The sequence below is a fragment of the Actinomycetospora sp. 2LY8.5 genome, from assembly GCF_057180585.1.
This window is the reverse complement of sequence record NZ_JBXUHE010000024.1, coordinates 80684-106259: the sequence shown is the minus strand read 5'-3', so window position 1 is coordinate 106259 and position 25576 is coordinate 80684. Positions and strand designations below refer to the sequence as shown.

Annotated in this window: 26 protein-coding genes and 1 pseudogene; 19 read left to right on the top strand and 8 right to left on the bottom strand. The window is 74.3% G+C overall.

Translation table 11 applies throughout. The features are described from left to right. Positions 1-771 precede the first annotated feature (771 nt). From AC2A1K_RS22860 to AC2A1K_RS22845, 4 genes and pseudogenes are all read right to left on the bottom strand, one after another. A pseudogene (locus tag AC2A1K_RS22860) lies at positions 772-1446 on the bottom strand (DUF222 domain-containing protein); the annotation flags it as partial. A gap of 316 nt (positions 1447-1762) precedes the next feature. Further along, positions 1763-3046: a cation:proton antiporter domain-containing protein gene (locus tag AC2A1K_RS22855; RefSeq protein ID WP_483898631.1), complete on the bottom strand. Its 1284-nt coding sequence runs from the start codon at positions 3044-3046 to the stop codon at positions 1763-1765. A gap of 217 nt (positions 3047-3263) precedes the next feature. Further along, positions 3264-3929, bottom strand: coding sequence for a hypothetical protein (locus AC2A1K_RS22850; protein ID WP_483898630.1), 666 nt, complete (start codon positions 3927-3929; stop codon positions 3264-3266). Then, positions 3908-4069 (bottom strand): hypothetical protein, encoded by a 162-nt coding sequence (locus AC2A1K_RS22845; protein ID WP_483898629.1) that lies wholly within the window; start codon positions 4067-4069, stop codon positions 3908-3910. The genes AC2A1K_RS22850 and AC2A1K_RS22845 overlap by 22 nt, the downstream gene beginning before the upstream one ends. Positions 4070-4270: 201 nt before the next feature. Here AC2A1K_RS22845 and AC2A1K_RS22840 point away from each other — a divergent pair, with 201 nt between their 5' ends. Beyond that, entirely contained in the window at positions 4271-4420 is a 150-nt protein-coding gene (locus tag AC2A1K_RS22840) for a hypothetical protein (RefSeq protein ID WP_483898628.1), read from the top strand. Between the two features lie 292 nt (positions 4421-4712). Here the strand turns inward: AC2A1K_RS22840 and AC2A1K_RS22835 are convergent, their stop codons facing one another. Further along, a complete protein-coding gene (locus AC2A1K_RS22835; RefSeq protein WP_483898627.1) occupies positions 4713-5204 on the bottom strand; it encodes a hypothetical protein in 492 nt (163 codons plus the stop codon). Between the two features lie 427 nt (positions 5205-5631). On the opposite strand from AC2A1K_RS22835, the gene AC2A1K_RS22830 reads away from it, so the two are divergent. Both AC2A1K_RS22830 and AC2A1K_RS22825 read left to right on the top strand, forming a co-directional pair. Then, positions 5632-6399, top strand: coding sequence for a class I SAM-dependent methyltransferase (locus AC2A1K_RS22830; RefSeq protein ID WP_483898626.1), 768 nt, complete (start codon positions 5632-5634; stop codon positions 6397-6399). Positions 6400-6495: 96 nt separating this feature from the next. Then, complete coding sequence (locus AC2A1K_RS22825; RefSeq protein WP_483898625.1) at positions 6496-6882, top strand: group I truncated hemoglobin; 387 nt, start codon at positions 6496-6498, stop codon at positions 6880-6882. Here the strand turns inward: AC2A1K_RS22825 and AC2A1K_RS22820 are convergent. Continuing rightward, complete coding sequence (locus AC2A1K_RS22820) at positions 6842-7639, bottom strand: IclR family transcriptional regulator (RefSeq protein ID WP_483898624.1); 798 nt, start codon at positions 7637-7639, stop codon at positions 6842-6844. The genes AC2A1K_RS22825 and AC2A1K_RS22820 overlap by 41 nt on opposite strands. Positions 7640-7719: 80 nt before the next feature. Here AC2A1K_RS22820 and hutU point away from each other — a divergent pair, with 80 nt between their 5' ends. The 11 genes from hutU to AC2A1K_RS22765 all read left to right on the top strand — a co-directional run bounded on the left by hutU (position 7720) and on the right by AC2A1K_RS22765 (position 20398). After that, positions 7720-9369: a urocanate hydratase gene (gene hutU, locus AC2A1K_RS22815; protein ID WP_483898623.1), complete on the top strand. Its 1650-nt coding sequence runs from the start codon at positions 7720-7722 to the stop codon at positions 9367-9369. Continuing rightward, positions 9366-10547, top strand: a complete 1182-nt coding sequence (locus AC2A1K_RS22810) for an allantoate amidohydrolase (protein ID WP_483898622.1) — start codon at positions 9366-9368, stop codon at positions 10545-10547. Before hutU ends, AC2A1K_RS22810 begins: the two co-directional genes overlap by 4 nt. Then, the gene (locus AC2A1K_RS22805) at positions 10538-11890 is read left to right on the top strand and encodes a formimidoylglutamate deiminase (protein WP_483898621.1); all 1353 of its coding nucleotides are present in this window, start codon (positions 10538-10540) and stop codon (positions 11888-11890) included. The genes AC2A1K_RS22810 and AC2A1K_RS22805 overlap by 10 nt, the downstream gene beginning before the upstream one ends. Then, positions 11887-13074, top strand: coding sequence for an imidazolonepropionase (hutI, locus tag AC2A1K_RS22800; protein ID WP_483898620.1), 1188 nt, complete (start codon positions 11887-11889; stop codon positions 13072-13074). The genes AC2A1K_RS22805 and hutI overlap by 4 nt, the downstream gene beginning before the upstream one ends. A gap of 89 nt (positions 13075-13163) precedes the next feature. Beyond that, positions 13164-14609, top strand: coding sequence for an aromatic amino acid ammonia-lyase (locus AC2A1K_RS22795; RefSeq protein WP_483898636.1), 1446 nt, complete (start codon positions 13164-13166; stop codon positions 14607-14609). A gap of 184 nt (positions 14610-14793) precedes the next feature. Further along, complete coding sequence (locus AC2A1K_RS22790) at positions 14794-16278, top strand: AAA-type ATPase lid domain-containing protein (RefSeq protein WP_483898619.1); 1485 nt, start codon at positions 14794-14796, stop codon at positions 16276-16278. A 118-nt stretch (positions 16279-16396) separates the two neighbouring features. Next, on the top strand, positions 16397-16837 hold the full coding sequence (locus AC2A1K_RS22785; RefSeq protein ID WP_483898618.1) for a hypothetical protein: 441 nt from the start codon (positions 16397-16399) through the stop codon (positions 16835-16837). After that, entirely contained in the window at positions 16834-18402 is a 1569-nt protein-coding gene (locus tag AC2A1K_RS22780; protein WP_483898617.1) for a GMC family oxidoreductase, read from the top strand. The genes AC2A1K_RS22785 and AC2A1K_RS22780 overlap by 4 nt, the downstream gene beginning before the upstream one ends. 24 nt (positions 18403-18426) lie before the next feature. After that, entirely contained in the window at positions 18427-18972 is a 546-nt protein-coding gene (locus AC2A1K_RS22775) for a YbhB/YbcL family Raf kinase inhibitor-like protein (protein ID WP_483898616.1), read from the top strand. A 92-nt stretch (positions 18973-19064) separates the two neighbouring features. Beyond that, positions 19065-19295, top strand: coding sequence for a hypothetical protein (locus tag AC2A1K_RS22770; protein WP_483898615.1), 231 nt, complete (start codon positions 19065-19067; stop codon positions 19293-19295). Between the two features lie 125 nt (positions 19296-19420). Next, complete coding sequence (locus tag AC2A1K_RS22765; protein ID WP_483898614.1) at positions 19421-20398, top strand: anti-sigma factor RsbA family regulatory protein; 978 nt, start codon at positions 19421-19423, stop codon at positions 20396-20398. Between the two features lie 4 nt (positions 20399-20402). Here AC2A1K_RS22765 and AC2A1K_RS22760 read toward each other — a convergent pair whose 3' ends face one another. Continuing rightward, positions 20403-21971, bottom strand: coding sequence for a long-chain-fatty-acid--CoA ligase (locus tag AC2A1K_RS22760; protein ID WP_483898613.1), 1569 nt, complete (start codon positions 21969-21971; stop codon positions 20403-20405). A 256-nt stretch (positions 21972-22227) separates the two neighbouring features. Between AC2A1K_RS22760 and AC2A1K_RS22755 the strand changes: the two genes are divergently transcribed. Genes AC2A1K_RS22755 through AC2A1K_RS22745 form a run of 3 tightly spaced genes read left to right on the top strand, consistent with a single transcriptional unit; the run spans position 22228 to position 23373 of the window. Beyond that, complete coding sequence (locus tag AC2A1K_RS22755; protein ID WP_483898612.1) at positions 22228-22512, top strand: hypothetical protein; 285 nt, start codon at positions 22228-22230, stop codon at positions 22510-22512. Beyond that, positions 22505-22786 carry an SH3-like domain-containing protein gene (locus AC2A1K_RS22750; RefSeq protein WP_483898611.1) on the top strand — a complete coding sequence of 94 codons (282 nt, stop codon included), beginning with the start codon at positions 22505-22507 and terminating at the stop codon, positions 22784-22786. Before AC2A1K_RS22755 ends, AC2A1K_RS22750 begins: the two co-directional genes overlap by 8 nt. Then, positions 22783-23373: a nitrile hydratase subunit alpha gene (locus AC2A1K_RS22745; protein WP_483898610.1), complete on the top strand. Its 591-nt coding sequence runs from the start codon at positions 22783-22785 to the stop codon at positions 23371-23373. The genes AC2A1K_RS22750 and AC2A1K_RS22745 overlap by 4 nt, the downstream gene beginning before the upstream one ends. A gap of 8 nt (positions 23374-23381) precedes the next feature. Here the strand turns inward: AC2A1K_RS22745 and AC2A1K_RS22740 are convergent, their stop codons facing one another. Then, positions 23382-23813 (bottom strand): hypothetical protein, encoded by a 432-nt coding sequence (locus tag AC2A1K_RS22740; protein WP_483898609.1) that lies wholly within the window; start codon positions 23811-23813, stop codon positions 23382-23384. Between the two features lie 209 nt (positions 23814-24022). Here AC2A1K_RS22740 and AC2A1K_RS22735 point away from each other — a divergent pair, with 209 nt between their 5' ends. Then, positions 24023-24226, top strand: coding sequence for a cold-shock protein (locus AC2A1K_RS22735; RefSeq protein ID WP_483898608.1), 204 nt, complete (start codon positions 24023-24025; stop codon positions 24224-24226). A 143-nt stretch (positions 24227-24369) separates the two neighbouring features. Continuing rightward, positions 24370-25563 carry an MFS transporter gene (locus tag AC2A1K_RS22730; RefSeq protein ID WP_483898607.1) on the top strand — a complete coding sequence of 398 codons (1194 nt, stop codon included), beginning with the start codon at positions 24370-24372 and terminating at the stop codon, positions 25561-25563. Positions 25564-25576 lie beyond the last annotated feature (13 nt).

Below are 25576 nucleotides of genomic sequence, written 5' to 3'. Positions count from 1 at the left end.
GAAGGCGGCGTCGTCCAAGGCTGGAAACCAGCCCTCGGCGCCCTCGCGCTGGCCTACCCCGACCGCATCGGCCCCTACCTCACCTGACCACCGACAGATCAACTTACACAGACAGATTGACAGGCTCAACCTCGACACCAACAGCCCTACCGGGCCCCACAGCTCCGGCTCCACCGGACCGGGAAGACCAGGGAGATCGGGAAGGTCGAGCACGCCCTGACCGCCCGGGCCGTCCCCAGCCGCGTCCCCAGCCGCGTCCAGCTCCGCCGGGTCGGTCCCGTCGCCACCGGGGTCGCCACCGGGGTCGCCACCGGGGTCGCCACCGCGTGACGCGTCGGAACCTCCGCCGCAGCGACCGTCCGGCCCGCCGCCCGAGCCGCCGCCCGAGCCGCCGCCCGAGCCGCCGCCCGAGCCGCCGCCCGAGCCGCCGCCCGGACCCCGATCGTTCGGCCCGTCGTCCGGCCCGTCGTCCGGCCCGTCGTCCGGCCCGTCGTCCGGCCCGTCGTCCGGCCCATCGCCGGAGTCGCCGTCCGGGCCGTCGCCGGAGTCGCCCTCGCCGGGGTCGTCATCACCGGGCTGGTCGGACTCGTCGGGGTGGCCGGCGGCGTGGTACTCGGCGGCGTGGTACTCGGCGGCGTGGTACTCGGCGGCCAGGGTGACCGCGACCTGCTGGTCGTTCAGCCCGGCCATCGACCCGTCCAGCAGCCGCCCGGCGACCTCGGCGCGGACCTGCCCGACCGGGATCCGCACCCCCAACGCCCGCACCGCGGCCGCGACCGCGTCGACCCGGTCACGCATCGCCAGCCCGCGCGGCGCGGTCACGTCACACACCGACAACGTCGCAGTCCCCGACGAGTTCGGGGAGAGGATCACCCGCGCGTTCCTCGCCGCGCGGGCCTCCCGCCGCGCCGCCCAGTCCGGGTCGATCGCCACCGCGGACGCCTCGATCCGCCCGATCAGCTCCCCCACCGGAATCCCCGCCGCCTCGGGCAGCACGCTCTGGGCCACATGGCGGGCGTGGTCGTCACACAGGTCCCGGGTCCACTCGCACAACCGGGAGGCCTTGGGCTCGTCGAGCCGGCCCTCCCACAACGCCTCACCCACCGCCGGCAACCGCACCGCGAGATCGTCGGCCAGATCGAGCTTGCGCGCGGCCATCGACCGCGACCAGCCCAGCGCCACCGCGACCTCGTCCCCGGAGTACTCGTCGAGCTCCGGACGACGATCCGTGCGACCCGCCTGCGCGCGCCCGAGATGGTGCATCGCGTCGAGCAGCCGCGCGGAGCCGTTGTTGTGCTGCCGCGCACACGCCCGCACATAGGAGGCCAGCTCCTCCCCGCTCAACCCCTCCGGCGACACCCCGTCCAACAGCGCGACCAGCCCCGGGCCCGCGGGCAGGGCATCGAGACCGGCCACCAGACCGCCCCACCCACCCCGCTCGCTCATGTGTTCGAATCTAGACCCGACCCCCGACAGCCCCGGCCGACCAGCAGCCCCCGACAGCCCACCGCCAGGTCACAGAACGGTCACGATGCCGTGTTCACGGGCGCTGAGCGTCCGACGGACTCGCGATAGCTCGCCCAGGTCAGTGCGGATGCTCGCGGCGGAGCCGGTACTCGACGACGCCGTACTCCACGACGCCGTACTCCACGACGCCGTACTCCATGAACGGATCGCCGTCGCGGACGCTCGGCAGTGGCGGTTCGACGAGCTCTTCCGTGACGCCCGCCGTCGGCCCGGAAGCACACGGGGCAGGTCTGGATCACGTCGCGGATCCTGCCCCTCTGCCACGTCGCCGCGCCGCCGACCTCAGGCCCACGAGTTTCCGGCTCAGGTCCGCCGTCCAGGGTCCGTAGAGCAGCACACTGCCCAGCACGCAGATCACGGTGATCAGCAGGACCGTGTCGCTCTGCCCCGCCGGGAGGCTGTTCGCGGCCAGCAGACCGAAGACGATCGTCGCCGTCCCGCGGGGTCCGAGCAGCCCCAGGAGCACCCTCTCCCGGCGGAGGTACGACGTGCCGAGCATGGCGATCAGCACGGGCACGATCCGGACGACGGTGAGGGCCGCGAGGCAGAAGATCACCACGCGCCAGGGCACGCCCTCCGAGAAGGCGATCACCGCCGTGGTCCCGACCACGAACCACATCGCGAGCGTCAGGACCGCGGTGGTGTCGCGCAGGAAGCGGTAGTCGTCGTCGGGCGAGGCCTGAGTGGCGGTCGCCGCCGCCTCCCGGCGCCGGTGCAGGTGCGCGTAGCGGTGCGCCGACCGGAAGGCGATGCCGCCGACGAACGACGCCACGAATCCGCTGCCGCCGAGCGCGACCGTGACGGTGTAGGCGAGCAGCGGGACGACGAGCACCGCGATCCGCCGGGTCGACTCGGTGGTCCAGCCGGCGGCGGTCGCCCGCTCCATCAACCAGCCGATCACCGCGCCGAGCACTGCGCCGACGACGATCGCCGTGAGCGCGAACGGGACGACCGCCGCCAGCGCCTCGGTGGCCGTGCGTGCCTGTGTCCGGTCGCCGGCCAGGATCAGGGCGAACAGGAAGATCGGGGAGACGATCCCGTCGTTGAATCCGCCCTCGACGTTCAGCGCCGAGCGCACCCGTCGCGGCAGGGTCCGGTCGCGCACTAGCCCGGCTGCCGGGGCGAAGTCGATCGGCACCACCACGCAGGCGACGACCAGCAGCACCGCCCAGCCGAACTCGGGGACCAGCAGCGCCCCGACGGCCATCGCCGCGCCCAGGCTGAGCGGCAGCGCGAGCAGCAGGAGACGGGTCACCGCGCCCGGCTCGGGCCCGAACAGCCGGCCGTCCCGCAGCTCCGTGGAGTCGACGAACAGCAGGATCGCGAGGATGACCTCGGCGACGTGCTGCGCCGCGACCGTGTCGAGCCCCGCCGCGAACGACCCGTCGTCGACCAGCCCGACGCCGACCCCCGCGACCACCATGAGCAGCGGCAGGCCGATCTGCCACCGCTCGATGCGCGTCGCGACGAGCGAGAGGACGAGGATCGCCGTCAGTGCGGCGACGAGCGTGATGTACACCGCCACCGATCGTCGCAGGCCGTCTCGCTCCGGATCGCCCGCTCCCTCCCGGCCCCACGCTCGGAGCCGGACGAGGGGTGACCGACGTGGCGGACGACGGCAGGGTCCTGACCGGAGCCGGCGGCGGAGCGGACGGCCCTGCCCACGACACGGGGAGCTCCCGAGCGCGGCTGGTCGGAGCTGGCCGCCGCATTCGGTCTCCGCGGCTGAGGACGGGTCAGCGGCGCCGGAACCAGGACCGCGGACCCCGCACGGCGGCGGCCTCGCGGCGCGCGCACCCCGCGTGCCACCGGCGCGCCCACTCGGGCATGCGCTCGGCCAGCAGGGTCCCGGCCTCGGTGCTCCGGAGGAGCTCGGCGGACACGGCGTCGCCACTGAGCTGCGACGCGAGCGCGCGGGCCGGGAGGTCGGCGCCGTGCACCGGCACCTCGTAGCGGCGGGCCAGCGCCGCCCGCTGCTCGGCGGGGATGGCCGGGCCGGTGACGAGAAACCGGGGGTAGCCGTGCGACGCGCGCCAACCCCGCGTCCCCTCGACCACCTGGCCCCACAGCGCCACGACGCCCAGCACCTCGAAGTCGGACGGGCCCCACTCGAGCGTGCCCGGGTCGTGCACCGCGTAGAGACCGCACCGGCAACGGTCACCGGGCGGCGCGTGGCTCGCCGACCCGCACGTCGCGATCATCGGCCGGCGGGCGGGCCAGATGACCTGGGCGAGCGGGGCGACCAGCTCGGCGCGGCGCTGCGCGCGTCGTCCCACACGCCAGGTGCGCCAGCCCGGGATCGCCGCGGGGACGTCCGGGACCCCCACGGCCTCGAGGGCGGCGCCGTCGTGCCGGGCGGGCCCGGCCGGCGGCGGGTGGATCACCGCGCGGGCTCGGGGCACGTCGTCGAGACGGTGGCGCCCACCGGCGCCGCATGCTCGGTATCGAGCATCGCGGGCGCGACGAGGGGCGACTCCTCGCCGGGCACGGGAGAGCTGACGGGTTCCGCGGTGAGCCGCCGACGAACGGGGCCGATGTCCATGGGTGAGAACGCTAGCCAGGCGCCCCGCGGTCGCACCAGACCGGAGCCGACGGGCGGCGGTGAGACGGGGACGACATCACCCGCTCGGCCCCGTGATCAACCGACGCCGACGAGCAGCTCCCCACCCGCCTCGACGGCCACGTCGATGCCGAGCGCGGCCTGCCCGGCGCCACGGCGCACCTCGTCGCCACGGTCGCGATCATGGGGACGGCATTCCCGCGGTGGACCGACGGCGAGGGCCGCGCCGCCGTCCCGTCCCGCTTCGACGGCGCGGTCGACGAGGTCGACGAGGTCGACGAGGTCGACGAGGTCACGGCAGGGTTCGCGGCGTTCGAGCGCGCCCCGGGCTGAGCTCGCGATCATCGGTGCCTGGTCCCTCAGGCTCCCTCGGCCGCGACGGGGTGCCGCGGCTCGTAGAGACCGAGACGGCCGCCGCCGGGCAAGTGGATCGCGTCAGCCGGCCCCAGCCCTGGTCGGTGACGGGATCGACGCCGACCCCCCGGGCGTGGAGGTCGGCGACGGTCGCGTCGACGTCGTCGCCGGCCTCGGCGTCCGCGCTGTACAGGACGACGTGCGCACCGGTGATCAACTCGAGCTCGCCTCGTCCCTGCTGGCGGGGAGACCGGGGTGCAGGTCGGGCCAGCTACTCCGGACGGGTCGCGTCCGCGACGACCTCTTCCGCGATCGCCTCGAGCACCCGTTGGGACGCGTTGACGGTAACGGGCTGCACCTCGACCGTTGTGACGAGGCGACCGTCCTGGCGCGAGGCGTACGCGGGCTCCGTGCCGTCGACCACCTGCACTCCGCGAGGTGGCGGCAGCTGGTTGACGTTCCCCGTACCTGGCTGGTCCACGAGGGCCTTGAGCTCCCCGGCGTCGCGGAGCTCGACCATCTCGATCCAAGCAACGGCGACGAGAGTCGCGACATCGCCGCGGCGGACCTGGAACAACCCGCGATAGACCGACTCGCAGGGGTGGGTCTCCAGGAAATCGCGGACGTGCCCGCGGGCGTCCTCCGCGCAGGTACTGGAGTCCTCCTCGGCCTGGAGGGACGACCGCACCCCGCTCGACACGAGGTGGCGTTGGGTCCGGCTCGACTTCTGCTTCCCCCGTGCCAGGCGGGTCGACGCCGACACGCTCGGTGCGTTCGCACCAACCGTTGTCCCGCCGGCGGCTCCTGCACCGACGCTCGCGCCCTCGGCTCCGACGCCCACGGCCGCGGAGATGCCGACGACACCCGCCACGAGGATCGAAGGGATCCCCACAGTCGAGGCGAAGCGACCTTTGTCGTCGCGTGGCTGATCCATGGTGCCCCCCAGCGCGGCCCGTGGCCGCGATCTCCGGGGCCGATCGGCCCCGCCCCGGTGAGCACGCTAGATCTTCGGCCGCCACGATCGGGTGACGACACACCCGTCAGGACCCGGACACCCGTGATGACCGGACACCCGTGATGACTGGGCGGTCGCGCACGGGCCATGGCGGTACGTGTGACCGTCGTCGCCCGTCCGGACCAGTGACGTGCCACCCTGTCGCGACGAGATCGCCGTCGAACGGGAGCCCGTCATGAGCGACCAGACCGTCGAGCACTACGAGCGTGTCGCCGCGGACTACGACGAGCACTGGTCCTACGACCCGGACTACGTGCGCCGGTTCTCCGACGCGATCGTCGACTCGCTGCGCCTGACCCGCTCCGACGCGATCGCCGACATCGGCTGCGGCACCGGGCTCTACACGCGCCGGCTCTGCCGCGACGTGGAGCCCGAGAAGCCGGTCCTGTGCGTCGACCCCGTGCCCGCGATGCTCGACCGTCTCCCTCGGTCGCCGCGCCTGCGCCCGGTGGTCGCCAGCGCCGAGGACATCGCCACGGGGTGCGTGGCGCTCCCGGACACCGCGAAGCTCGACGCGATCATCCTCAAGGAGTCGTTGCACCACGTGGACTCCCGCCAGGAGACGCTCGCCGGTCTCGCCGGCCTGCTGTCGCGCCACGGCCGGCTGCTCGTCGTCATGCTGCCGCGGACCATCCACCACCCGCTGTTCCGCGAGGCGCACGAGCGGTTCGCGCAGCTCCAGCCCGAGCCTGCGGAGATCGTCGACATGGTGTCCGCCGCCGGGCTCCGGGCGTCCGTCAGCTACCGGACCTTCCACACCGCGATCGACCGCGAGCGCTACGTCCGCATGCTCGAGGCGCGGTACATGTCGGTGCTCGGCGAGTTCTCCGACGACGAGCTGCGCGCCGGGATCGACCAGTTCCGGCACGCCTACCGCAACGACCCGGTCCTGCGCTTCGACGACCACTTCGCGTTCATCAAGGGCTGGGTCAAGCCGGGCTGACCGGTTGTGCGCCACCCACCTGGGGTGTCAGAGTTGAGCCGATCACGCCGCCGATCCACCACATCACCGGCGGTGACATCTCCCAGGGGAGATCCCATGTCCGAGCAGTCCCTGTACGAGCGGCTCGGCGGCGTCTACGGCATCGCCGGCGCTGTCGACATCCTCGTCGACCGGCTCTTCGCCAACGTCGCGGTCAACGCCAACGAGGCGGTCCACGCCCACCACGGCGACCCCGCGAACGCTCCCGGCTACAAGTTCCTCGTCACGGCGTGGTCGATCGAGGCCGCGGGCGGGCCGAGGTGCTACTTCGGCGAGGACATGGTGAAGGCCCACGACGAGCTCGCGATCGACGAGCACGGTTTCGACGCGGTGAAGACCGAGATCGCCGCGACCCTGAGCTTCCTCGACGTCCCCGCCGCGGAGCACGACGAGTTCATGGCGATCATCGAGAGCTACCGCCCCCAGGTGGTGCAGGCGGCCTGACACCCCCGAGGTGCCGCGTGATCTCGGCAGCGGTGCGCCCGACGACCGCGGCGAGGTCGGCGAAGTCGGTGCCGCACACCGGATCGCACTGGTGCGGGAACGTCACGCTGATCGCCGCGACCGCCTCCCCGTCGGCGCCGTGGATCGCGCGCGCGACCGAGGCGTAGCCGCGGCTGACCTCGCCGTCCTCGACCGACCACCCGCGCCGGGCCTCCGCGCCGAGCACCGCGGCCAGCGCGCGCAGTGACGTCGGGCCCCGGTCGGTGCGCCGCGTGAGCGGGCCGGCGCCGGCGAGCAGGGCCCGCCGCTGGGCGGGGGCGAGCCCGGCGAGGACGGCCCGCCCCGACGCCGTGAGGTGCGCCGGGAGCCGGACGCCGACCGCGGTCACCAGCGTCTGCGGTCGCGGCGGGCGCTCGCGGAGCAGGTAGAGCAGCTCGCGCCCGTCGAGCACGCCGAGGTGGACGTCGTGGCCGACGCGGTGCGCGAGGCGGCGCAACGACGGGCTCGCGACCTCGTCGAGCGGGTGGTGGCGCAGGTAGCCCGTCCCGACCTCGAACGCGCCGATCCCGACGGCCCAGCGCCTGCTGTCGGGGAGGTGCGCGACGACGCCGGCGGCCTCGAGCTCGGTGAGCAGGTGATAGGTCGTCGAGCGCGGCAGCCCGAGGCGCGCGGCGATCGTCGCCGCGGTCAGGGGCTCGCCCGCGGCGAGCAGGCGCAGGATCGCGAGACCCCGACGCAACCCCGGGACACCGGCCACGCCACCAGAGTCTCGTATCCGAGACAGCAGGACGCCAGAGCCTCTGTGCACGGCGACCGTCCGACGCTGCACTGTTCGGTATGCCAGCAGCACGCGGACGGACCATGACGGCACGCACGTGGGGCGCCGAGGGCGCGCTGCGGATGCTCGACAACAACCTCGATCCGGAGGTGGCCGAGCGGCCCGAGGACCTCGTCGTCTACGGCGGCACCGGCAAGGCCGCCCGCGACCATGCGAGCCTCGCGGCGATCCACCGGTGTCTCGTCGACCTCGCGCCCGACGAGACGCTGCTCGTCCAGTCCGGGCGCCCCGTCGGGGTGTTCACCACCCACGAGTGGGCGCCGCGGGTGCTGCTGGCGAACTCCAACCTCGTCGGCGACTGGGCCACCTGGCCGGAGTTCCGCCGCCTCGAGCACCTCGGGCTGACGATGTACGGGCAGATGACGGCCGGCTCGTGGATCTACATCGGCAGCCAGGGAATCCTGCAGGGCACCTACGAGACGTTCGCCGCCGTCGCACGGCCCCGCGGCGGCTCGCTCGCCGGCACCCTCACCCTGACCGCCGGGCTCGGGGGCATGGGCGGCGCGCAGCCGCTCGCGGTGACGATGAACGGCGGCACCGCGCTCGTCGTCGAGGCGGACCCGGCGCGCGCCCACCGCCGGGTCGCCACCGGCTACCTCGACGAGGTCGCCGACGACCTCGACAGCGCGCTGCGCCGGGTCGACGCGGCTCGGACCGCCGGCGAGGCCGTCTCGGTCGGCGTCGTCGGCAACGCCGCCGAGCTGCTCCCCGCGATCCGCCGCGCCGGGGCGCCGGTCGACGTCGTCACCGACCAGACCTCGGCGCATGACCCGCTGTCCTACCTGCCGGTCGGCGTCGACCTCGCCGACTGGGCCGGGTACGCCCGCGCCAAGCCCGAGGAGTTCACCGACCGCGCCCGCGCCTCGATGGGCACGCACGTCGAGGCGATGCTGGCGTTCGCCGACGACGGCGCCGAGGTCTTCGACTACGGCAACTCGATCCGCGCCGAGGCCCGCCTGGCCGGGGTCGAGCGCGCCTTCGACATCCCCGGCTTCGTGCCCGCCTACATCCGGCCGCTCTTCTGCGAGGGCCGCGGGCCGTTCCGGTGGGCCGCGCTGTCCGGCGACCCCGCCGACATCGCCGCCACCGATCGGGCGGTGCTCGACCTCTTCGGCGACGACGAGCCGCTCGCGCGCTGGATGCGCCTGGCGGGGGAGAAGGTGCGTCACCAGGGCCTGCCCGCCCGCATCTGCTGGCTCGGCTACGGCGAGCGGCACCGGGCGGGGGAGCGGTTCAACGACATGGTCGCGTCCGGGGAGCTGTCCGCGCCGGTCGTCATCGGCCGCGACCACCTCGACGCCGGCAGCGTCGCCTCGCCGCACCGCGAGACCGAGGCGATGGCCGACGGGTCCGACGCGATCGCCGACTGGCCGCTGCTCAACGCCCTGCTCAACACCGCGTCCGGTGCGAGCTGGGTGTCGCTGCACCACGGTGGCGGGGTCGGCATCGGACGCTCGATCCACGCCGGCCAGGTGTGCGTCGCCGACGGCTCCGACCTCGCCCGACAGAAGATCACTCGGGTGCTCACCAACGACCCCGGGACCGGCGTCATCCGCCACGCCGACGCCGGTTACCCCCGGGCGCTCGAGGTCGCCGATGAGCGCGGTGTGCGGATCCCGCTGCGAGAGACACCGGGGGAGCAGGCGTGAAGCTCCTGGACGAGATCGCCGACGTCGGCCGCGACGCGCGTCGCGGCGGCTGGTCGCGGCACCTCGGGGACGACGGTGAGGCGACGCTGCGGGAGTGGTTCGCCGAGCAGGCCGGGCGGCGGGGCCTGCAGGTGGAGACCGACGCGAACCTCAACCTCTGGGCCTGGTGGGGCGAGCCGGGTCGTGACGCCGTGGTCACCGGCAGCCACCTCGACTCCGTCCCCGGTGGCGGCGCCCACGACGGGCCGCTGGGGGTGGTGTCGGCGCTGGCCGCGGTGGACGCGCTGCAGGAGCGCGGCGTCGTACCCGGGCGCCCGGTGGCGCTCGTCGTCCTCGCCGAGGAGGAGGGCGGACGCTTCGGGGTGCCCTGCCTGGGCTCACGCCTGCTCACCGGCTCCCTCGACCCCGACCGCGCCCGCGGCCTGCGCGACGCCGACGGCGTGACGCTGGCCGAGGCGCTGACACAGCAGGGCCACGACGCGACGCGGCTCGGTCACGATCCACAACGGGTGGCGGACATCGGCTGCTTCGTCGAACTGCACGTCGAGCAGGGTCGCGCGCTCGCCCCCCGCGGGGACGCGTTGGCCGTCGGCTCGACGATCGTCGCCCACGGTCGGTGGCGGCTGTCGTTCCTCGGACGCGGCGACCACGCCGGCACCACCCGCCTCGCCGACCGCCGCGACCCGATGGTGCCGGCGGCCGCCACGGTGCTCGCCGCCCGCGCGGCGATGGCGCACCACGGCGACGAGGCGCGCGCGACGGTCGGGCGCCTGCACGCCGTCCCGGGCGGCACCAACGTCGTCGCCTCCCGCGTGGACCTGTGGCTCGACGCCCGCGGCCCGCTCCCGCGGGCGCTCCTGGACGACGTCGTCGCCGCGGCGCAGGAGCAGGCCGACGGCGAGGGTGTGACGCTCGAGGTGCGCGCCGAGTCCGTGTCGGAGGCCGTCACCCTCGACCCCGCGCTCGCCGACACGCTCGCCGCGGTCACCGGCGCGGGCCGCCTCGCCACCGCCGCCGGGCACGACGCCGGCGTCCTCGCCGCCCAGGTGCCGGCGGGGATGCTGCACGTCCGCAACCCCACCGGCGTGAGCCACGCGCCCGACGAGCACGCCGACGACGCCGATGCCGCGGCCGGCGTGGTCGCCCTCGCCGACGTCCTGGAGGAGCTGTGTCGCTGACTCCCCCCTCGACGACGCTCTGGTGCGAGCACGCCTGGCTGCCCGGCGGTCCCGCCGACGCGGTGGCCCTGGAGATGGCGGACGGCCGGATCGTGGGCGTCACCCCGAACGCGCCCCGACGGGGCACCGTCCTGCCCGGCCTCACCGTCGCCGGCCTGGCCAACCGGCACTCGCACGCCTTCCACCGCGCCCTGCGCGGACGGCCCGCGCGGGCCGCGGACTCGTTCTGGAGCTGGCGCGAGGGCATGTACCGCGTCGCCGCGGCGCTCGACCCCGACGCCTATCGCCGGCTCGCCACCGCCGTGTACGCCGAGATGGCGCTCGCGGGCCACACCGAGGTCACCGAGTTCCACTACCTGTACCACGCGCCCGGCGGCCGGCCGTACGCCGACCCGCTCGCCATGGACCGCGCGCTCCTCGAGGCTGCGCACGCGGCCGGGCTGCGGATCACCCTGCTCGACACCTGCTACCTCGCGGCCGGGTTCGGCGGGTCTTCCGGTCGGCCGCCCGAGGGTGTCCAGCGCCGCTTCGCCGACGCCGACGCCGACGCGTGGGCGCAGCGCGCGTCACTGGTCGCGAGCCTCGAGGACGGCGCCGGTGATCATGCCGGTGATCATGCCGGTGATCATGGTGGCAGGGTGCGCGTCGGCGCCGCGATCCACTCGGTGCGCGCGGTGCCGCGCGAGGCCCTGGCGACGGTCGCGACGTGGGCCCAGGGCCGGCCGCTGCACGTCCACCTCTCCGAGCAGCCCGACGAGAACGCCGCGTGCCTCGCCGCCCACGGCGTCACGCCGACCGCCCTGCTCGACGAGGCCGGGGCGCTCGGGCCGACCACGACCGCCGTGCACGCCACCCACCTGACCGACGACGACGTCGCACGCCTCGCCCGCACCGGCACCGGGGCCTGCTTCTGCCCGACCACCGAGCGGGACCTGGGCGACGGGATCGGCCCGGCGGGCGCCCTCGCCGCGGCCGGCGTGGCGCTGTGCCTGGGCAGCGACAGCCACGTGGTGATCGACCCCTTGGAGGAGATGCGCGCGCTGGAGATGCACGAGCGACTCCGGCACGGCGTGCGGGAACGCTTCACGCCCGCCGCCCTGCTGCACGCGGGCACGGACGGGAACGCCCTGACCGTCGGCGCCCCCGCCGACCTCGTCACGCTCGACTCCGCCTCGGTGCGCACGGCGGGTGCCCGCCCGGACGGGACGCTCCTCGCCGCGACCGCCGCCGACGTGCGCGAGGTCCGCGTCGGCGGCCGGGTGATCGTGCGCGACGGCGTCCACCAGCTCGTCGAACGCCCCGCCGCCGACCTGGCGGCCGCGATCACGGCGGTGCGCGCATGACCGCTCTCCTGATCACCGGCATCGGTGAGCTCACGACGCACGACCCCGGCGTCCCCGAGGGCGACGGGCCGTTCGCCGTGGTGGTCGACGGCGAGCGGATCGCCTGGACCGGGCGGGCGAAGGACGCCCCGGCGACCGACACCGCCGTCGACGTCGGCGGCCGCGCGGTGCTGCCCGGCTGGGTCGACAGCCACACCCACCTGGTCTTCGCCGGCGACCGGGGCGAGGAGTTCGCGCGTCGGGTCGCCGGGCAGCCCTACGAGGCGTCCGGGATCCAGGACACCGTGGACGCCACCCGCGCCGCGTCCGACGACGACCTCGCCGCCCGCCTGCGCCGCCACGTCGCCGAGGCCGCCCGCCAGGGCACCACGTGCCTGGAGACCAAGACCGGCTACGGCCTCACGGTGGCCGACGAGACCCGCGCGGCCCGGATCGCGGCCGTCGGCGTCGACGAGGTGACCTTCCTCGGCGCCCACCTCACCCCGGCCGGCACCACCATCGAGGACTACCTCGACCTCGTCTGCGGGCCGATGCTCGACGCCGTGGCCGAGCACGTCGGCTGGATCGACGTCTTCTGCGAGGACGGCGCGTTCGACGGCGAGGCGGCCGCGCGCGTCCTCGCCGCGGGCGCCGCGCGCGGGCTGGGCGGGCGGCTCCACGGCAACCAGCTCGGCCCCGGTCCCGGGGTCGCCGTCGCGGTGGCGGCCGGCGCCGCGTCGGTCGACCACGCCACCTACCTGACCGACGCCGACGTCGACGCCCTCGCCGGCTCCGACACGGTCGTGACGTTGCTGCCCGCCTGCGACCTCTCCACCGGCCAGTCCCCGCCGCCGGCCCGCCGCCTCGTCGACGCCGGCGCCACCGTCGCGCTGGCCAGCAACGCGAACCCCGGGAGCTGCTACACCACCTCCATGGCGCTCTGTGTCGCTCTCGCCGTCCTGCAGTGCGGGCTCTCGGTTCCCGAGGCCGTCCGCGCCGCGACGCTCGGCGGCGCCCGGGCCCTGCGCCGCGACGACGTCGGGCACCTGGGCGTCGGCGCCCGCGCGGACCTGCACGTGCTGGACGCACCGACCGTCGTTCATCTCGCCCAGCGTCCCGGCGTCCCGCTCACCGCGGCGGTGTGGCGGGCCGGGCGCCGGCTGCCCGTGGCCCCGGGCCCCGTTCCCGAGGAGGTCCGCCCGTGAGCACCGACAGCCCCGCCCGGCGCGTCACGGACCCCTCTTTCGAGGGGCGTCCGCCGCTGTGGCTCGGCGGGTCCTCGCTCACCGCCCGGATGGTCGCGGCGGTGGCCCGCACGCCCGGGCCCACCGACCTCCACCTCGACCGCGCCGCGCTCGCCGGTGTCGAGCGCGCGGCCAAGCTGGGCGCGGACCTCAGCACCCGCCGCGCCGTCTACGGGCGGACCACCGGTGTCGGCGCCAACCGCGACGAGACCGCCGTCGCCGACGACGCGGGACAGTCGGCGGGCCACGGCCTGCGTCTGCTGCGCAGCCACTCCGGCGGGGCGGGGGACCGGCTCGACGCCGAGCTCGTGCGCGCGGCCCTGCTCATCCGGCTCAACCAGCTCCTCGCCGGCCGCTCCGGGGTGTCGCCGGCGTTGGTGCGCGCACTGGCCGGCGCGGTCGCCGCGGACGCGCTGCCCGTCGTGCACCGTCTCGGCGCGATCGGGACCGGTGACCTCGCGCCCCTGGCCCAGATCGCGCTGGCGCTCGCGGGGGAGGGTGCGTGGGACACGGTGCCGCCGGGGCACCATCCGGTGACGATCGACGCCGGCGACGCGCTGGCGTTCGTGTCGAGCAACGCGGTCACCCTCGCCGAGGCGGCGATCGCGGCGGGCACGCTCGACGTCGTGCTCGCGTCGAGCCACGCGGTCGCGGCGCTGTCCTACCTGGCGCTCGACGGCAGCCCGGAGGCCTACGCCGACCCGGTGCACCGCGCCCGCCCGCACCCCGGCCAGATGCGCTGCGCGCAGCGGATGCGGCACCTGCTGGGCATGGAGCGCACCCCGCCGAAGGGCCGCCGCATCCAGGACCCATTCGGCCTGCGCGCGTTCCCGCAGGTCAACGGGCCGGCGATCGACGCCCTGGACATGCTGCACGGCGTGCTCGACGTCGAGATCAACGCCGGCGCGGAGAACCCCATGATCGCCGTCGCGGAGGACGACGCCTACCACCACGCGCACTTCCACACCGCCTACGTGGCCGGCGCGCTCGACCACGTCCGCGCGTGTGTCCACGGTGTCGCCGAGCTCTCCGCGGCCCGCCTCGGCGACCTCGTCGAGCCCGAGCAGACCGGCCTGCGCGCCTTCCTCGCCGACGGCCCGCCCGGCAGTTCCGGGGTCATGATCCTCGAGTACATGAGCCACGACGCGCTCGCGGCCCTGCGCCAGGCGGCGCTACCCGTGACCCTGGGGAGCGCGGTCGTGTCGCGCGGGCTCGAGGACCACGCGAGCTTCTCGACCCAGGCCGCCCGGGCCACCGCGGAGGTGGCGACCGCCTACACCCGGGTGCTCGCGTGCGAGCTCGTCGCGGCCGTCCGGGCGCTGCGCCTGCGGCGGCGGGACGGGTCGCCGATCTCGTCGGACGGGCCGAGGCCGGTGGAGGAGGCCCTGGCCCGTGCCGAGGAGGTCCTCGACCCCCGGACCGAGGACCGCCCCCTCACCGACGACGTCGATGTCGCGGTCGACCTGCTGAGCGACCCCACCTGGGCCCAGGTCTGACGCGGGGGTATCTCGATCGCCGCGTGTGAGGTTAGCCTCACCTCATGACACCGAGGTTGGCCGGCGACGCCCGCCCCGCGGCGGGGCGTCTCAGGTTGACACTCGGAGACACTTCCCCCGGATGTCGTCTCTGCCACAGTCAATGGCGTTCCGAGTCGCGATGACGCGCGAGGGAAAGGCCGAGATGACCGAGACGGATCTGTGCGACCGCGAGCAGCTGGCGCGCTCGCGTGATCGCGATCCCTCGGTCCTGCCGCACCGGCTCGTCGCGTCCTGGAAACGCAGCGCCGGGTACGGCGTCTCGCTCGACGCGGTCGAACCGGAGTTCGCCGGCGCCGTCGACGACCATTCGCTGTTCTTCGAATCCGGCCACCAGGTCCTCACGGAACTGCACGAGACGCTCGCCGACGAACCCGTGAGCCTCATGCTCACCGATCCCGACGGCCTGGTCCTCAACCGCGTGTGCAGCAACCGGGTCCTGCTGGGCGCCCTCGACGGCGTCTCCCTCGCGCCCGGCTTCGACTACTCCGAGCGCACCACCGGCACCACCGGGCTGGGGCTGGCGCTCGCCGACCGGGTGCCGACGCTCGTGCGCGCCGACCAGCACTACTGCACGCGGCTCTGGGGGTACACGTGCGCCGCGGCGCCCGTCGCCGACCCGGTGTCCGGCGACCTCGTCGGCAGCGTCAACCTCACGACCTGGTCACAGCAGTCCTACAACCTCCTGCTCGCGCTGGCGAAGACGGCGGCCCGCACCACCGAGGCGCTCATGCTCGCCCGCGGGCACGGGCGTGAGGCGCGGCCGGCGAGCCGCGGACGGGTGGTCCGGGTACGCACCGTGAGCTCAGCCGTCGACGAGGACAGTGCCCCGTGCCTCGACGACCTCGGCGCCGAGTGGCGCGCCGCGGCCGACGCCGCGCGGTCGGCCCTGCGGGGCGGCCGGGGCGTCGCCGTCGTCGGCGAGGCGGGTGCCGGCAAGGGGGCGCTGCTCGGCGGGGTGCAGGCGCGCGGCCGGCGCGTGCTGCACGTCCGGCCTCCGGAGCCCGAGGCCGTGGCGTCGTGGTGGGCGCTGTGGTCGCCGGAGCTGGGCAAGCCCGGCACCAGCGTCATCGTCGCGCGCGTCGACAAGCTCCCGGCCTGGGTGGCCAGCGACCTCGCCGAGCTGGTGCGGACCCGGGCCGGTGCGGACCTCTCGCTCACGGCCGAGGACCCCGACGCGGTCCCCGACGTGCTGCGCCCTCTGGTCGGCACGGTCGTCGAGGTCCCGGCCCTGCGGCACCGGCGCGACGACGTCCTGCCGCTCGCGCGCTGGTTCGCCCGCGAGGCGCGGCACCGCGCGGTGCGGTTCACCGCCGGGGCCGAGCAGGTCCTCGCCGCCTACCACTGGCCGGGCAACGTCACGCAGCTGCGCGACGTGGTCCGCCGGGCCGTGGCCCGCACCGACCTCGTCTCCGAGCGTGACCTCCCGCCGGAGGTCTTCACGGGCACCCACCACCAGCTCACCCGCATGGAGACCCTCGAGCGCGACGAGATCGTCCGCGCGCTCGGCGAGCCCGGCGCGACGCCCGCGCGCGCCGCGAACAGGCTGGGTATGAGCCGTTCCACGATCTACCGGCGCATTGCGCGTTACGGCATTCGACTGCCCGCGGAGAACCCACCGCCGACCTAGTCGGCAGAAAAGCAGAACACCACCACATCCTTCCGACGTCCGCCTCGGGGACGCCGGCGGGCCCCGTTCGTCCACGAGAACGCCATCACCCTGGAGAACCACGAAAGGACGAGGTGCGGTGGGAAGCAATCTGTTGTCCGCACAGGACCGCCAGACATTGGTGAACGTGGTGTACGCGGCATTCCCGCACAGCACGTTCCCGCGAGGGCCCTACGAGCGCGCCGCGGACGCCGTGGTCGCCGCGGCCGGGACGGACCCGCGATTCCTGGCCCAGCTGCTGCAGGGGCTCACGGACCTCGACGCCCAGCGCGAGGTGCCGTTCGCCGAGCTCGATGTCGAGACCGCCGGCGCCGTGCTGCGCGGGGCGGACGGGTCGCCGTTCCTCACCGGGATCGTCGACAGCGCCGTCGTGACCCTCTACAGCGATCCCGAGGTCTGGGACCTGCTCGGCTACGAGGGGCCCTCCTACGACAAGGGCGGCTACGTGCACCGAGGTTTCGACGACCTCGACTGGCTGCCCGATCCCAAGATCGAGTTCGAGGAAGAGGTGCCGGCATGACCCGCTTCTCCTACGACGACTCCGACGTCGTCGTGGTGGTCGGCTCCGGTGCCGGCGGCGGCACCGTGGCCGGAGAGCTCTGCCAGCGCGGTCTCAAGACCGTGGTGCTGGAGGCCGGGCCGCACCTGACCGGCGAGGACTACCACCAGGACGAGTGGCCCGCCTTCGCGCAGATGGCCTGGGGCGACACGCGAACCACGTCGGGCAGCTGGCAGGTCGCCACGGACTTCCCGAACCTCCCGGCGTGGCTGGTCAAGGCGGTCGGCGGCACGACGACCCACTGGGCAGGCGCCTGCCCGCGCTTCAAGGCCCACGAGTTCACCGCGCGGTCGACCTACGGCGACCTCGAGGGCACGAGCCTGCTCGACTGGCCGATCGCCCTCTCCGAGCTCGAGCCGTACTACGACAAGGCCGAGATCAAGATGGGCGTCACCCACCGGCACGGGCGCCCGCCGCTGCCGGCGAACAACAACTACAAGGTCTTCGCGGGCGGCGCCGAGAAGCTGGGCTACCGCTACTACGCGACCGGCCCGTACGCGACCAACGCCGAGCCCTACGACGGCCGCCCGGCGACCCTGCAGGACGGCTTCAACTTCCAGGGTGACAAGCACGGGTCGAAGTGGTCGACGCTCGTCGCCGAGCTGCCCAAGGCCGCGAAGACCGGCTACCTCGACCTGCGGCCCGACAGCCACGTCGCGCAGATCGAGCACGACGCCGCCGGCCGCGCGACCGGTGTCCTCTACATCGACCGCAACGGGACGCTGCGCCGCCAGCGCGCCGCGGTGGTCGTCGTGGCCGGCAACTCCATCGAGACGGCCCGCCTGCTGCTGCTCTCCGGGTCCGCGCAGCACCCCGACGGCCTGGCGAACTCGTCGGGTCAGGTCGGGCGCAACTACATGCGCCACACGACCGGCACCGTGTGGGGCCAGTTCGACAAGCCGGTGCGCATGTGGCGCGGCGAGACGATGGCCGGCGTCATCGCCGACGAGTCGCGGCTCGACACCGACCGCGGCTTCGTGGGCGGCTACTACATGGAGACGATCAGCCTCGGCCCGGCGTTCCTGGCCAAGTTCATCGCACCGGGCCGCTGGGGCAGCCACATCAGTGACCTGCTCGACAACTACCGCAACACCGCCGGGATGTGGATCGTCGGCGAGGACATGCCGCGGGAGGACAACCGCGTCACGCTCTCCGGCGACACCGTCGACCAGCACGGCCTGCCGGTCGCCAACGTCCACTTCGACGACCACCCGAACGACGTCGCGATGCGTGCGCACGGCCAGCGGCAGGGCGCGTCGGTCTACAAGGCCGTCGGCGCGCTCAAGACGATCGAGACCCCGCCGTACCCGTCGACCCACAACCTCGGCACCGCCCGCATGAGCCAGCGGCCGCGCGACGGCGTCGTCGATCGCTACGGGCGTGCCCACGACGTGCCGAACCTGTTCATCGCGGACGGCAGCGTCTTCACCACCGGTGCCGCGGCGAACCCGACGCTGACGATCGTCGCACTCGCGACGCGGCAGGCGGAGTTCATCGCGACCGAGCTCAACAAGACCCTCAGCTAGCCCCTGAGATTCACGGAGGCCTGGATGACCACAACTCTCGCTCCGCCCGATCCGTACACCTTCCTCCCGCAGGTGCCGACCTTCACCCTCACCAGCCCCGACATCGCCGACGGCACGCCGCTGGCGCCGCCGCACACCAGCGCGATCATGGGCGTGCCCGGCGGGGAGGACCGGAGCCCGCACCTGAGCTGGCAGGGGTTCCCGACGGCGACCCGCAGCTTCGCGGTCACCTGCTACGACCCCGACGCGCCGACCGGCAGCGGGTTCTGGCACTGGGCCGTCGCCGACATCCCGGGCGACGTCACCGAGCTCGTGGCCGGGGCGGGCGACCCCGACGGCTCCCGGCTGCCGCAGGGGGCGATCACGCTCCCGAACGACGCCGGCATCCACCAGTACCTCGGGGCCGCGCCTCCCGAGGGCCACGGGGTGCACCACTACTACTTCGTGGTGCACGCCGTGGACGTGCCCACGCTGGGGATCCCGCGCGGTGCCTCGCCGGCGTTCCTCGGGTTCAACCTGTTCAGCCACACCCTGGCCCGGGCGACCATCACCGCGGTCTACGAACGCTGAGCACGGGTGAGGAGTCGTGCCGCCGCCGCGGTCTCCGCGGCGGCGGCCTTCGCGCTGTTCTGCCGAGCGCCGTGCCGACCGTCGGCCGGGTCATGCTGACGACCCGGGTGTCCCTGCACCCGGACACACCGCTTGCCGCGGTGGTGCTCCACGACCCGGGCCGCGCGCTGCCCTCGGCGGTGCGCGTCGTCGACACCGAGGTGGGTGTCGCGGTGTCCCGCCTGCTCGAGACCCGGCGCGAGCTCGGCTGCTGCCGTCAGAACGCGTACCGGCGCCTGGACGACCTCATCGCCCGAGCGGAGGCATGGATCGCGCCCGCGTAGGACATCGGGAGTACCAGCAGCCCCGGACGGCGGTACCGCTCACCGGTTCCGTGCCGTGCCGATGCGACATGTGGCCGCCTCGGTCGGCATCATGGCCTCGCCGAACGGACACCGACCGCGCGGGGGTGACAGCGCTGACGGCCACGCAGGACCCCGGGGGGCTGGTGCACCCTGCCCTCTTCTACGCCGACGACGCGTCCTACGTCGCCGGAACCGTGCCGTTCCTGCGCGAGGGTCTCGACGCCGGCGAGCCCGCGATGATGGCGGCGCCCCCGTCGCGGCTCGCCCTGGTGGCCGACGCGCTGGGGCCGGCCGCCTCGGACGTGGTCCTCCACGACATGACGGTCGCGGGCCGCAACCCGGGGCGGATCATCGCCGGGGTGCTCCGCGCTTTCGTCGACGAGCACGCCGGGGCCGGTCGCGTGCGCATCATCGGCGAGCCGATCTGGGCGGGGCGCAGCCCGGCCGAGTACGCCGCAGCGGTCCAGCACGAGGCGCTGATCAACGCCGCGCTCGGCGACCGCCCGGTCACCGTCCTGTGCCCGTACGACACGAGCGCGCTCGCCGCTGCGGTCATCGAGGACGCCGAGCGGACGCACCCCGTGCTCGTCGAGGGCGGCCTGACGTCGTGCAGCGCGCGCTACGCGGACCCGTCCGAGCTCGCGCAGCGGATGAGCGGGCCGCTGGTGGAGGAGTGCGAGCTCGGTGAGACGCTCGTGTTCTCCGCCCCCACGGGTCCGCGTGCCGTACGCCTCGCGGTGGCCGAGCACGCCCTGCGCTCCGGCCTGGCCGCCGACCGGGTCGCCGACCTGTGCCGCGCCGCCTACGAGGTCGCGGTCAACACCGTCGTGCACACGGGCCGGCCCGGGCTGCTGACGCTGTGGACGCGGGCCGAGGGGTGTGCGGAACCGGCCGCCGTGGTCTGCGAGGTGCAGGACAGCGGGTGGATCGCCGACCCCCTCGTCGGGCGCCACCCGGGCGGCCCGGCCGACGGGCGCGGTTACGGCCTGCGCCTGGTGCACCAGCTGTGCGACCTCGTGCAGGTGCACAGCGACCCGACCGCCGGCACGACGGTTCGCATGACGATGAACCTGGACCGGTAGCCGGTCACACGGCCTCGGTGGCCAGGGTCCCGGCGAGACTCTGCTCGCGCAGCACGGTCTTCTGCACCTTGCCGGTGGCGTTGCGGGGGAGCGCGTCGACGAGCGCGATGCGGCGGGGACGCTTGTAGCGGGCGAGGTGCTCGCGGCAGTGGCCGTCGATCGAGCTCGCGGTGGGCGGGTCGTCGGGGTCCGCCGGCACGATCACGGCGAGCGGGCTCTCGCCCCACGTCGGGTCGGCGACGCCGATGAGGGCGACGTCGGCGACCTGCCGGTGGCCCGCGAGGACGTTCTCGACCTCGGCGCAGTAGATGTTCTCGCCGCCCGAGATGATCATGTCCTTCTTGCGGTCGACCACGTAGTAGTAGCCGTCGGGGTCCTGGCGGACGAGATCGCCCGAGTGGAACCAGCCGCCGCGGAAGGCCTCGGCGGTCTCGGCGGGCTTGTTCCAGTAGCCCGACATCACCAGCGGACCGCGGTACACGATCTCGCCGACCTCGCCCGGGGCGACGTCCTTCATGTCGTCGTCGACCACCCGGACCTCGACGTTGATCATCGGCGTGCCGACCGAACCGATCTTCCGGACGGCGTCCTCACCGCGCAGGGTCGTCGTCACCGGGCTGCACTCGGTCTGGCCGAACGAGGTGACGATCTCGGCGTCCGGGAACGTCGCGATCATCGTTCGCAGCAGGGTGTCCGACGCGGGCGCGGCGCCCCAGGAGCACTTCCGCAGCGCGGAGAGGTCGCGCTCCTGCGCGTTCGCGCGGGCACAGATCGCCGCCCACTGCGCGGGGACGAAGAAACACCCGGTGACCTGCTCCCCCTCGAGAATCGCGAGCGTCGCGTCGGGGTCGAAGCCCGTCGAGGGCGGGATGACGGTGACGCCGCCCGCGAACAGCGACGGGAGGAAGCCGGCCACGCCCGCGATGTGGAACAGGGGCGTGCCGGAGAGCCAGACGCTCGGTCCGCCGGGGCCGCCGAGGTGCATCGTCGACGAGAACGCGTGCAGGAACAGGTTGCGATGGGTGAGCATCGCGCCCTTCGGCGCTCCCGTGGTGCCGGAGGTGTACATGATGAAGGCGGTGGCGTCGTCGGGGACGGCGAGCTCGCGGTAGGCGGGGTCGGCGGCGGCGAGGACCCCCTCGAGGTCGCCGCCGATCGTGATCGTGCGCCGGACGCAGGGCGCGTCCGGGAGGGCGTCGCGCAGCAGGGGACAGGTCGCGGTGTCGGCGATCGCGACGACCGCGCCGCAGTCGGCGAGCGCGTACGCGACCTCCTTCGCGACCAGCCGGAAGTTGACCGGCACGCAGATGCCGCCCGCGCGCAGGACGGCGATGTAGGCCTCGAGCAGGTCGACGGAGTTGAGGCCGAGCACCGCGACGCGGTCGCCGGGCTCGACGCCCTCGGCGGTCAGCGCGTTGGCCAGGCGCGTGATGCGGTCGTCGGAGCGGGCGTAGGTCCGCCGCTGCCCGGTGCCGGCGTCGACGAGGAACTCCGCCTCCGGCGTCACCCGCGCCCAGCGGGCCTGGATGTCGCTGAGGGTCATGCCCCGGCCGGTGATCGACGTCCCCGTCATGCGCGCTCCTCGCCCCGGTGTCGGCCCTCGTGTCGGCCCTGGTGTCCGCCCAGACGTAGGACCCGACGGGCGACGGCGTCAAGGGGCGGGTCGTGCGCCGAACCACCCCTCGTGGGCGGGCGCGCGCTCCGGCCGAGGGTTCCCCTCGCCCGTCTACGCGACCGAAGGTGCCCCTCGGTCGGAATCTCGCCGGACAACCCTGGTGAGCACCCGCCGACCCTGGCCTCGGCCGGCGCGCGGCGGTAGGAACGACGCCGTGAGCCGGATCAACGACGTGGGCGGCATGGTCGGGTTCCCGCCGATCGTCGAGGAACCCGACGAGCCGCGGTTCCACGCCGACTGGGAGGCCCACGTCGTCGCGCTCAACGGCGCGCTGCTGCGCCGGGGTGTCTACAACCTCGACGAGTTCCGCGACGCGATCGAGCGCATCCCGCCGCAGGAGTACCTCGCCTCCTCGTACTACGAGAAGTGGTTCCGGGCGATCACGACACTGCTCGCGGAGAAGGGCGTCGCGACACCCGGGGAGCTCGCCGGTGACTGACCGCTTCGGCCCCGGCGATCGCGTCCGCACCCACATCGCCGACCCGCCCGGGCACACCCGCCTGCCGCGCTACGCCCGGGGCGCGCGCGGCGAGATCGTCTCGACGGCCGGGCACCACCCGCTCGCCGACGAGCGTGCCCGCGGCCTCGCCTCCGACCCGCGCGCCGTGTACCACGTGCGGTTCGCCGCGAGCGACCTCTTCGGCACCGGTGACCACGCGGTGGTCGTCGAGCTCTGGGAGGACTACCTCGAACCCGACGGGAGCACGCCATGAGCGGCGACCACGCCAGCAGCCCCGTCGCCGCGCAGGTGCGGCACGTCGAGGCGCTCCTCGAGCGGCGCGGGCTGCTCGAGCCGGACGAGATCGACGAGCGCATCGACGCCCTCGCCGCGGGCGGCTCGCCGGCGAACGGCGCGGCGCTGGTCGCACGGGCGTGGGTCGACCCGGCGTTCCGGGAGCGCCTGCTCGTCGACGGCAACGCCGCCATCGCCGAGCTCGGGTTCTCGATGGGCGGGGCGCTGCAGGAGCAGAGGCTCCACGTGGTCGCGAACGACGCCGACGAGCACCACATGATCGTCTGCACGCTCTGCTCGTGCTACCCGATCGCGCTGCTCGGCCCGTCGCCGGGCTGGTACAAGAGCGAGGCCTACCGGTCGCGCGTCGTCCGCGAGCCTCGGGCGGTGCTGCAGGAGTTCGGCCTCGAGCTGCCCGCGTCGACGCGGATCACGGTGTGGGACGCGAGCGCCGAGACGCGCTACATGGTGCTGCCGCGACGTCCCGACGACACCGGCGACGCGACCGAGCAGGAGCTCGCCGCGAGGGTCACCCGCAAGGGCCTCATCGGCACCGCCGCAGTCTGACGGTCCGCTCAGACCGCCCGCAGGGCTGGCCGCGGGTCGTGCAGCGACAGCTGGTCGGGGAAGCAGTCGCCCAGCGTCGACACCAGGGTCGCGGGCGGCCGGTGGAGCTCGAGACGGCCGGCGAAGGCGAGTTGCCGGAGCCGCAGCTGCCCGAGGATCCGGACCAGCGGCGGGGTCGACCACACCAGCCCGGACAGCTCGATGGCGAGTTCGTGACGGCCGAGGCCGCGCATGTCCCGGAGCGCGCCGGCGAGCCGCGCGGCGGACGCGTCCTCGACGACGCCCACGATCGCCATCGCGAGGAAACCGTCGCCGTAGGCGGAGAACGCGAACGCCGCCTCGCCCGCGGGGACCGGGTGCTCGGCGGCCTCGGCGGCGACGCGCGTCAAGGCGTCCCGCTGCTCGCGGAGGCTCCGGGGCTGCCGCCGAGGGTCGATCATCGATCGCTCCCGTCTCCCGCGTCGCGCGCCGGACGGCCCGCGCGTGGACGGCACGGTAGCCCGGACGGGCGGGTGACGCCGCGCGAAAACGGGCGCCGCGGCGCCTGTGTTAGCGTCCGTACCGTTGCTGTCTTCTTTTCCTCGCTGTGCTCGAGCCTCGTGGATCAGTCGATTTCGACATCACCCGGCACGACACGAGAAGAGGATTCATGTCCGACGGCACGGTCAAGTGGTTCAACTCGGAGAAGGGGTTCGGCTTCATCGCCCCTGACGACGGTGGCAAGGACATCTTCGTCCACTACTCCGCCATCGAGGGCGGTGGCTTCCGCTCCCTCGAGGAGAACCAGCGGGTCACCTTCGAGTGGAGCCAGGGCCAGAAGGGCCCGCAGGCCGACTCGGTCCGCGCTCTGTAGAACTCTCCCCGACCAGGGGTGACCTGGTCGAGCAACGCCGTCAGGGTGCGTGCTCGGCCTGCTGGCTGTGGTCCCGCGCCTCATACCCGCGGGACCACAGCTCCAGGAACGCCGTCTGGCGAGTTCGGTTAGCGTTGCTCACGATGAGCGAGCAATCGGCGTTGCGGACCGGGGCGGGGGCCGTCGCGATCACCACCGCCACCGTCCTCCCGGTGTTCCTGCTGGGCGCGTTGTCGGTGCAGATCGGCGCCGACCTCGGCTTCGACCCCGCCGCGCTGGGACTCGTCGTGTCGGCGTACTTCGGGGTGTCGGCGCTGGTGTCGCTGCCCGTCGGGAAGCTGGTCGAGAAGCTCGGGTCGCGCCTGACCAGCCGCATCGGGCTCGTCGGCGCGTCGATCGCGATGCTGCTGACCGCCGTCCTCGGGCAGAGCTTCACGTGGGTCGTGGTGCTGGTGCTCGTGGGTGCGTGGACGAACGTCATGGGCCAGCTCGCCACCAACCTCACCCTCGCCCGCGCCATGCCGCCCGGGCGCCTGGGGTTGTCGTTCGGCGTCAAGCAGGCGTGCGTGCCCCTGGCGACGCTGCTGGCGGGGCTCGCCGTCCCGGCGGTCGGGCTGACGATCGGCTGGCGCTGGGCGTACGTGATCGGCGCCGGGCTCGCGCTCGCGGCACTGGTCGTGGCGCCGCGCGGGTCGGGACGGGGCGAGCGCTCCGCCGACAGCACCGCCGAGCGCGCGACCGGCGCGCTCGCCGTGATCGGGGTCGCGGCCGGGCTGGGGGCGGCGAGCTCGACGGGCCTGAGCATCTTCCTCGTCGCCTCGGCGGTCGACTCCGGCGTCGCGCCGGGGCTCGCCGGCCTGGTCCTGACGCTGGGCAGCGTCGTCGCCGTGCTCATGCGCATGCTCCACGGCTGGCTCGCCGACCGGCGCCGCGGCGGCCACGTCGTGGTCGTCGCGGGCTGCCTGATCCTCGGCGCCGCCGGCGTCGTGCTGCTCGCGGTGCCCGGCTCGGTCGCACTCGTCGTCGGCACGATCCTCGGCTTCGGGCTCGGCTGGTCGTGGCCGGGGCTGCTGCAGTTCGCGGTGGTGCGTCTCAACCCGACCGCGCCCGCCGCGGCGACGGCGATCGTGCAGGTCGGGGTCTACGCCGGCGGGTGCCTGGGGCCGGTCGGCTTCGGCCTGATCGCGACCGGGCTGTCGTTCGCGACGGCGTGGATCGTCGCCGCGGGCGCGATGCTCGTCGCCGGGGCAGGGGTGCTCGTCGGGCGGCGGATGCTCGTGCGGCACCGGGCGGCGGCGCAGGGGCGGGCACGCGAGGGCGTCCCGGCGTCAGCCTGACCGGCGTGTCGCG

Coding starts and splice junctions, on each gene's coding strand:
- AC2A1K_RS22730 (WP_483898607.1), top strand. CDS start 24,370: ATGAGCGAGCAATCGGCGTTGCGGACCGGGGCGGGGGCCGTCGCGATC.
- AC2A1K_RS22745 (WP_483898610.1), top strand. CDS start 22,783: ATGAGCGGCGACCACGCCAGCAGCCCCGTCGCCGCGCAGGTGCGGCAC.
- AC2A1K_RS22780 (WP_483898617.1), top strand. CDS start 16,834: ATGACCCGCTTCTCCTACGACGACTCCGACGTCGTCGTGGTGGTCGGC.
- AC2A1K_RS22735 (WP_483898608.1), top strand. CDS start 24,023: ATGTCCGACGGCACGGTCAAGTGGTTCAACTCGGAGAAGGGGTTCGGC.
- AC2A1K_RS22830 (WP_483898626.1), top strand. CDS start 5,632: ATGAGCGACCAGACCGTCGAGCACTACGAGCGTGTCGCCGCGGACTAC.
- AC2A1K_RS22840 (WP_483898628.1), top strand. CDS start 4,271: ATGGGGACGGCATTCCCGCGGTGGACCGACGGCGAGGGCCGCGCCGCC.
- AC2A1K_RS22740 (WP_483898609.1), bottom strand. CDS start 23,813: ATGATCGACCCTCGGCGGCAGCCCCGGAGCCTCCGCGAGCAGCGGGAC.
- AC2A1K_RS22770 (WP_483898615.1), top strand. CDS start 19,065: ATGCTGACGACCCGGGTGTCCCTGCACCCGGACACACCGCTTGCCGCG.
- AC2A1K_RS22760 (WP_483898613.1), bottom strand. CDS start 21,971: ATGACGGGGACGTCGATCACCGGCCGGGGCATGACCCTCAGCGACATC.
- hutI (WP_483898620.1), top strand. CDS start 11,887: ATGACCGCTCTCCTGATCACCGGCATCGGTGAGCTCACGACGCACGAC.
- AC2A1K_RS22845 (WP_483898629.1), bottom strand. CDS start 4,069: ATGGACATCGGCCCCGTTCGTCGGCGGCTCACCGCGGAACCCGTCAGC.
- AC2A1K_RS22795 (WP_483898636.1), top strand. CDS start 13,164: ATGGTCGCGGCGGTGGCCCGCACGCCCGGGCCCACCGACCTCCACCTC.
- AC2A1K_RS22825 (WP_483898625.1), top strand. CDS start 6,496: ATGTCCGAGCAGTCCCTGTACGAGCGGCTCGGCGGCGTCTACGGCATC.
- AC2A1K_RS22775 (WP_483898616.1), top strand. CDS start 18,427: ATGACCACAACTCTCGCTCCGCCCGATCCGTACACCTTCCTCCCGCAG.
- AC2A1K_RS22790 (WP_483898619.1), top strand. CDS start 14,794: ATGACCGAGACGGATCTGTGCGACCGCGAGCAGCTGGCGCGCTCGCGT.
- hutU (WP_483898623.1), top strand. CDS start 7,720: ATGCCAGCAGCACGCGGACGGACCATGACGGCACGCACGTGGGGCGCC.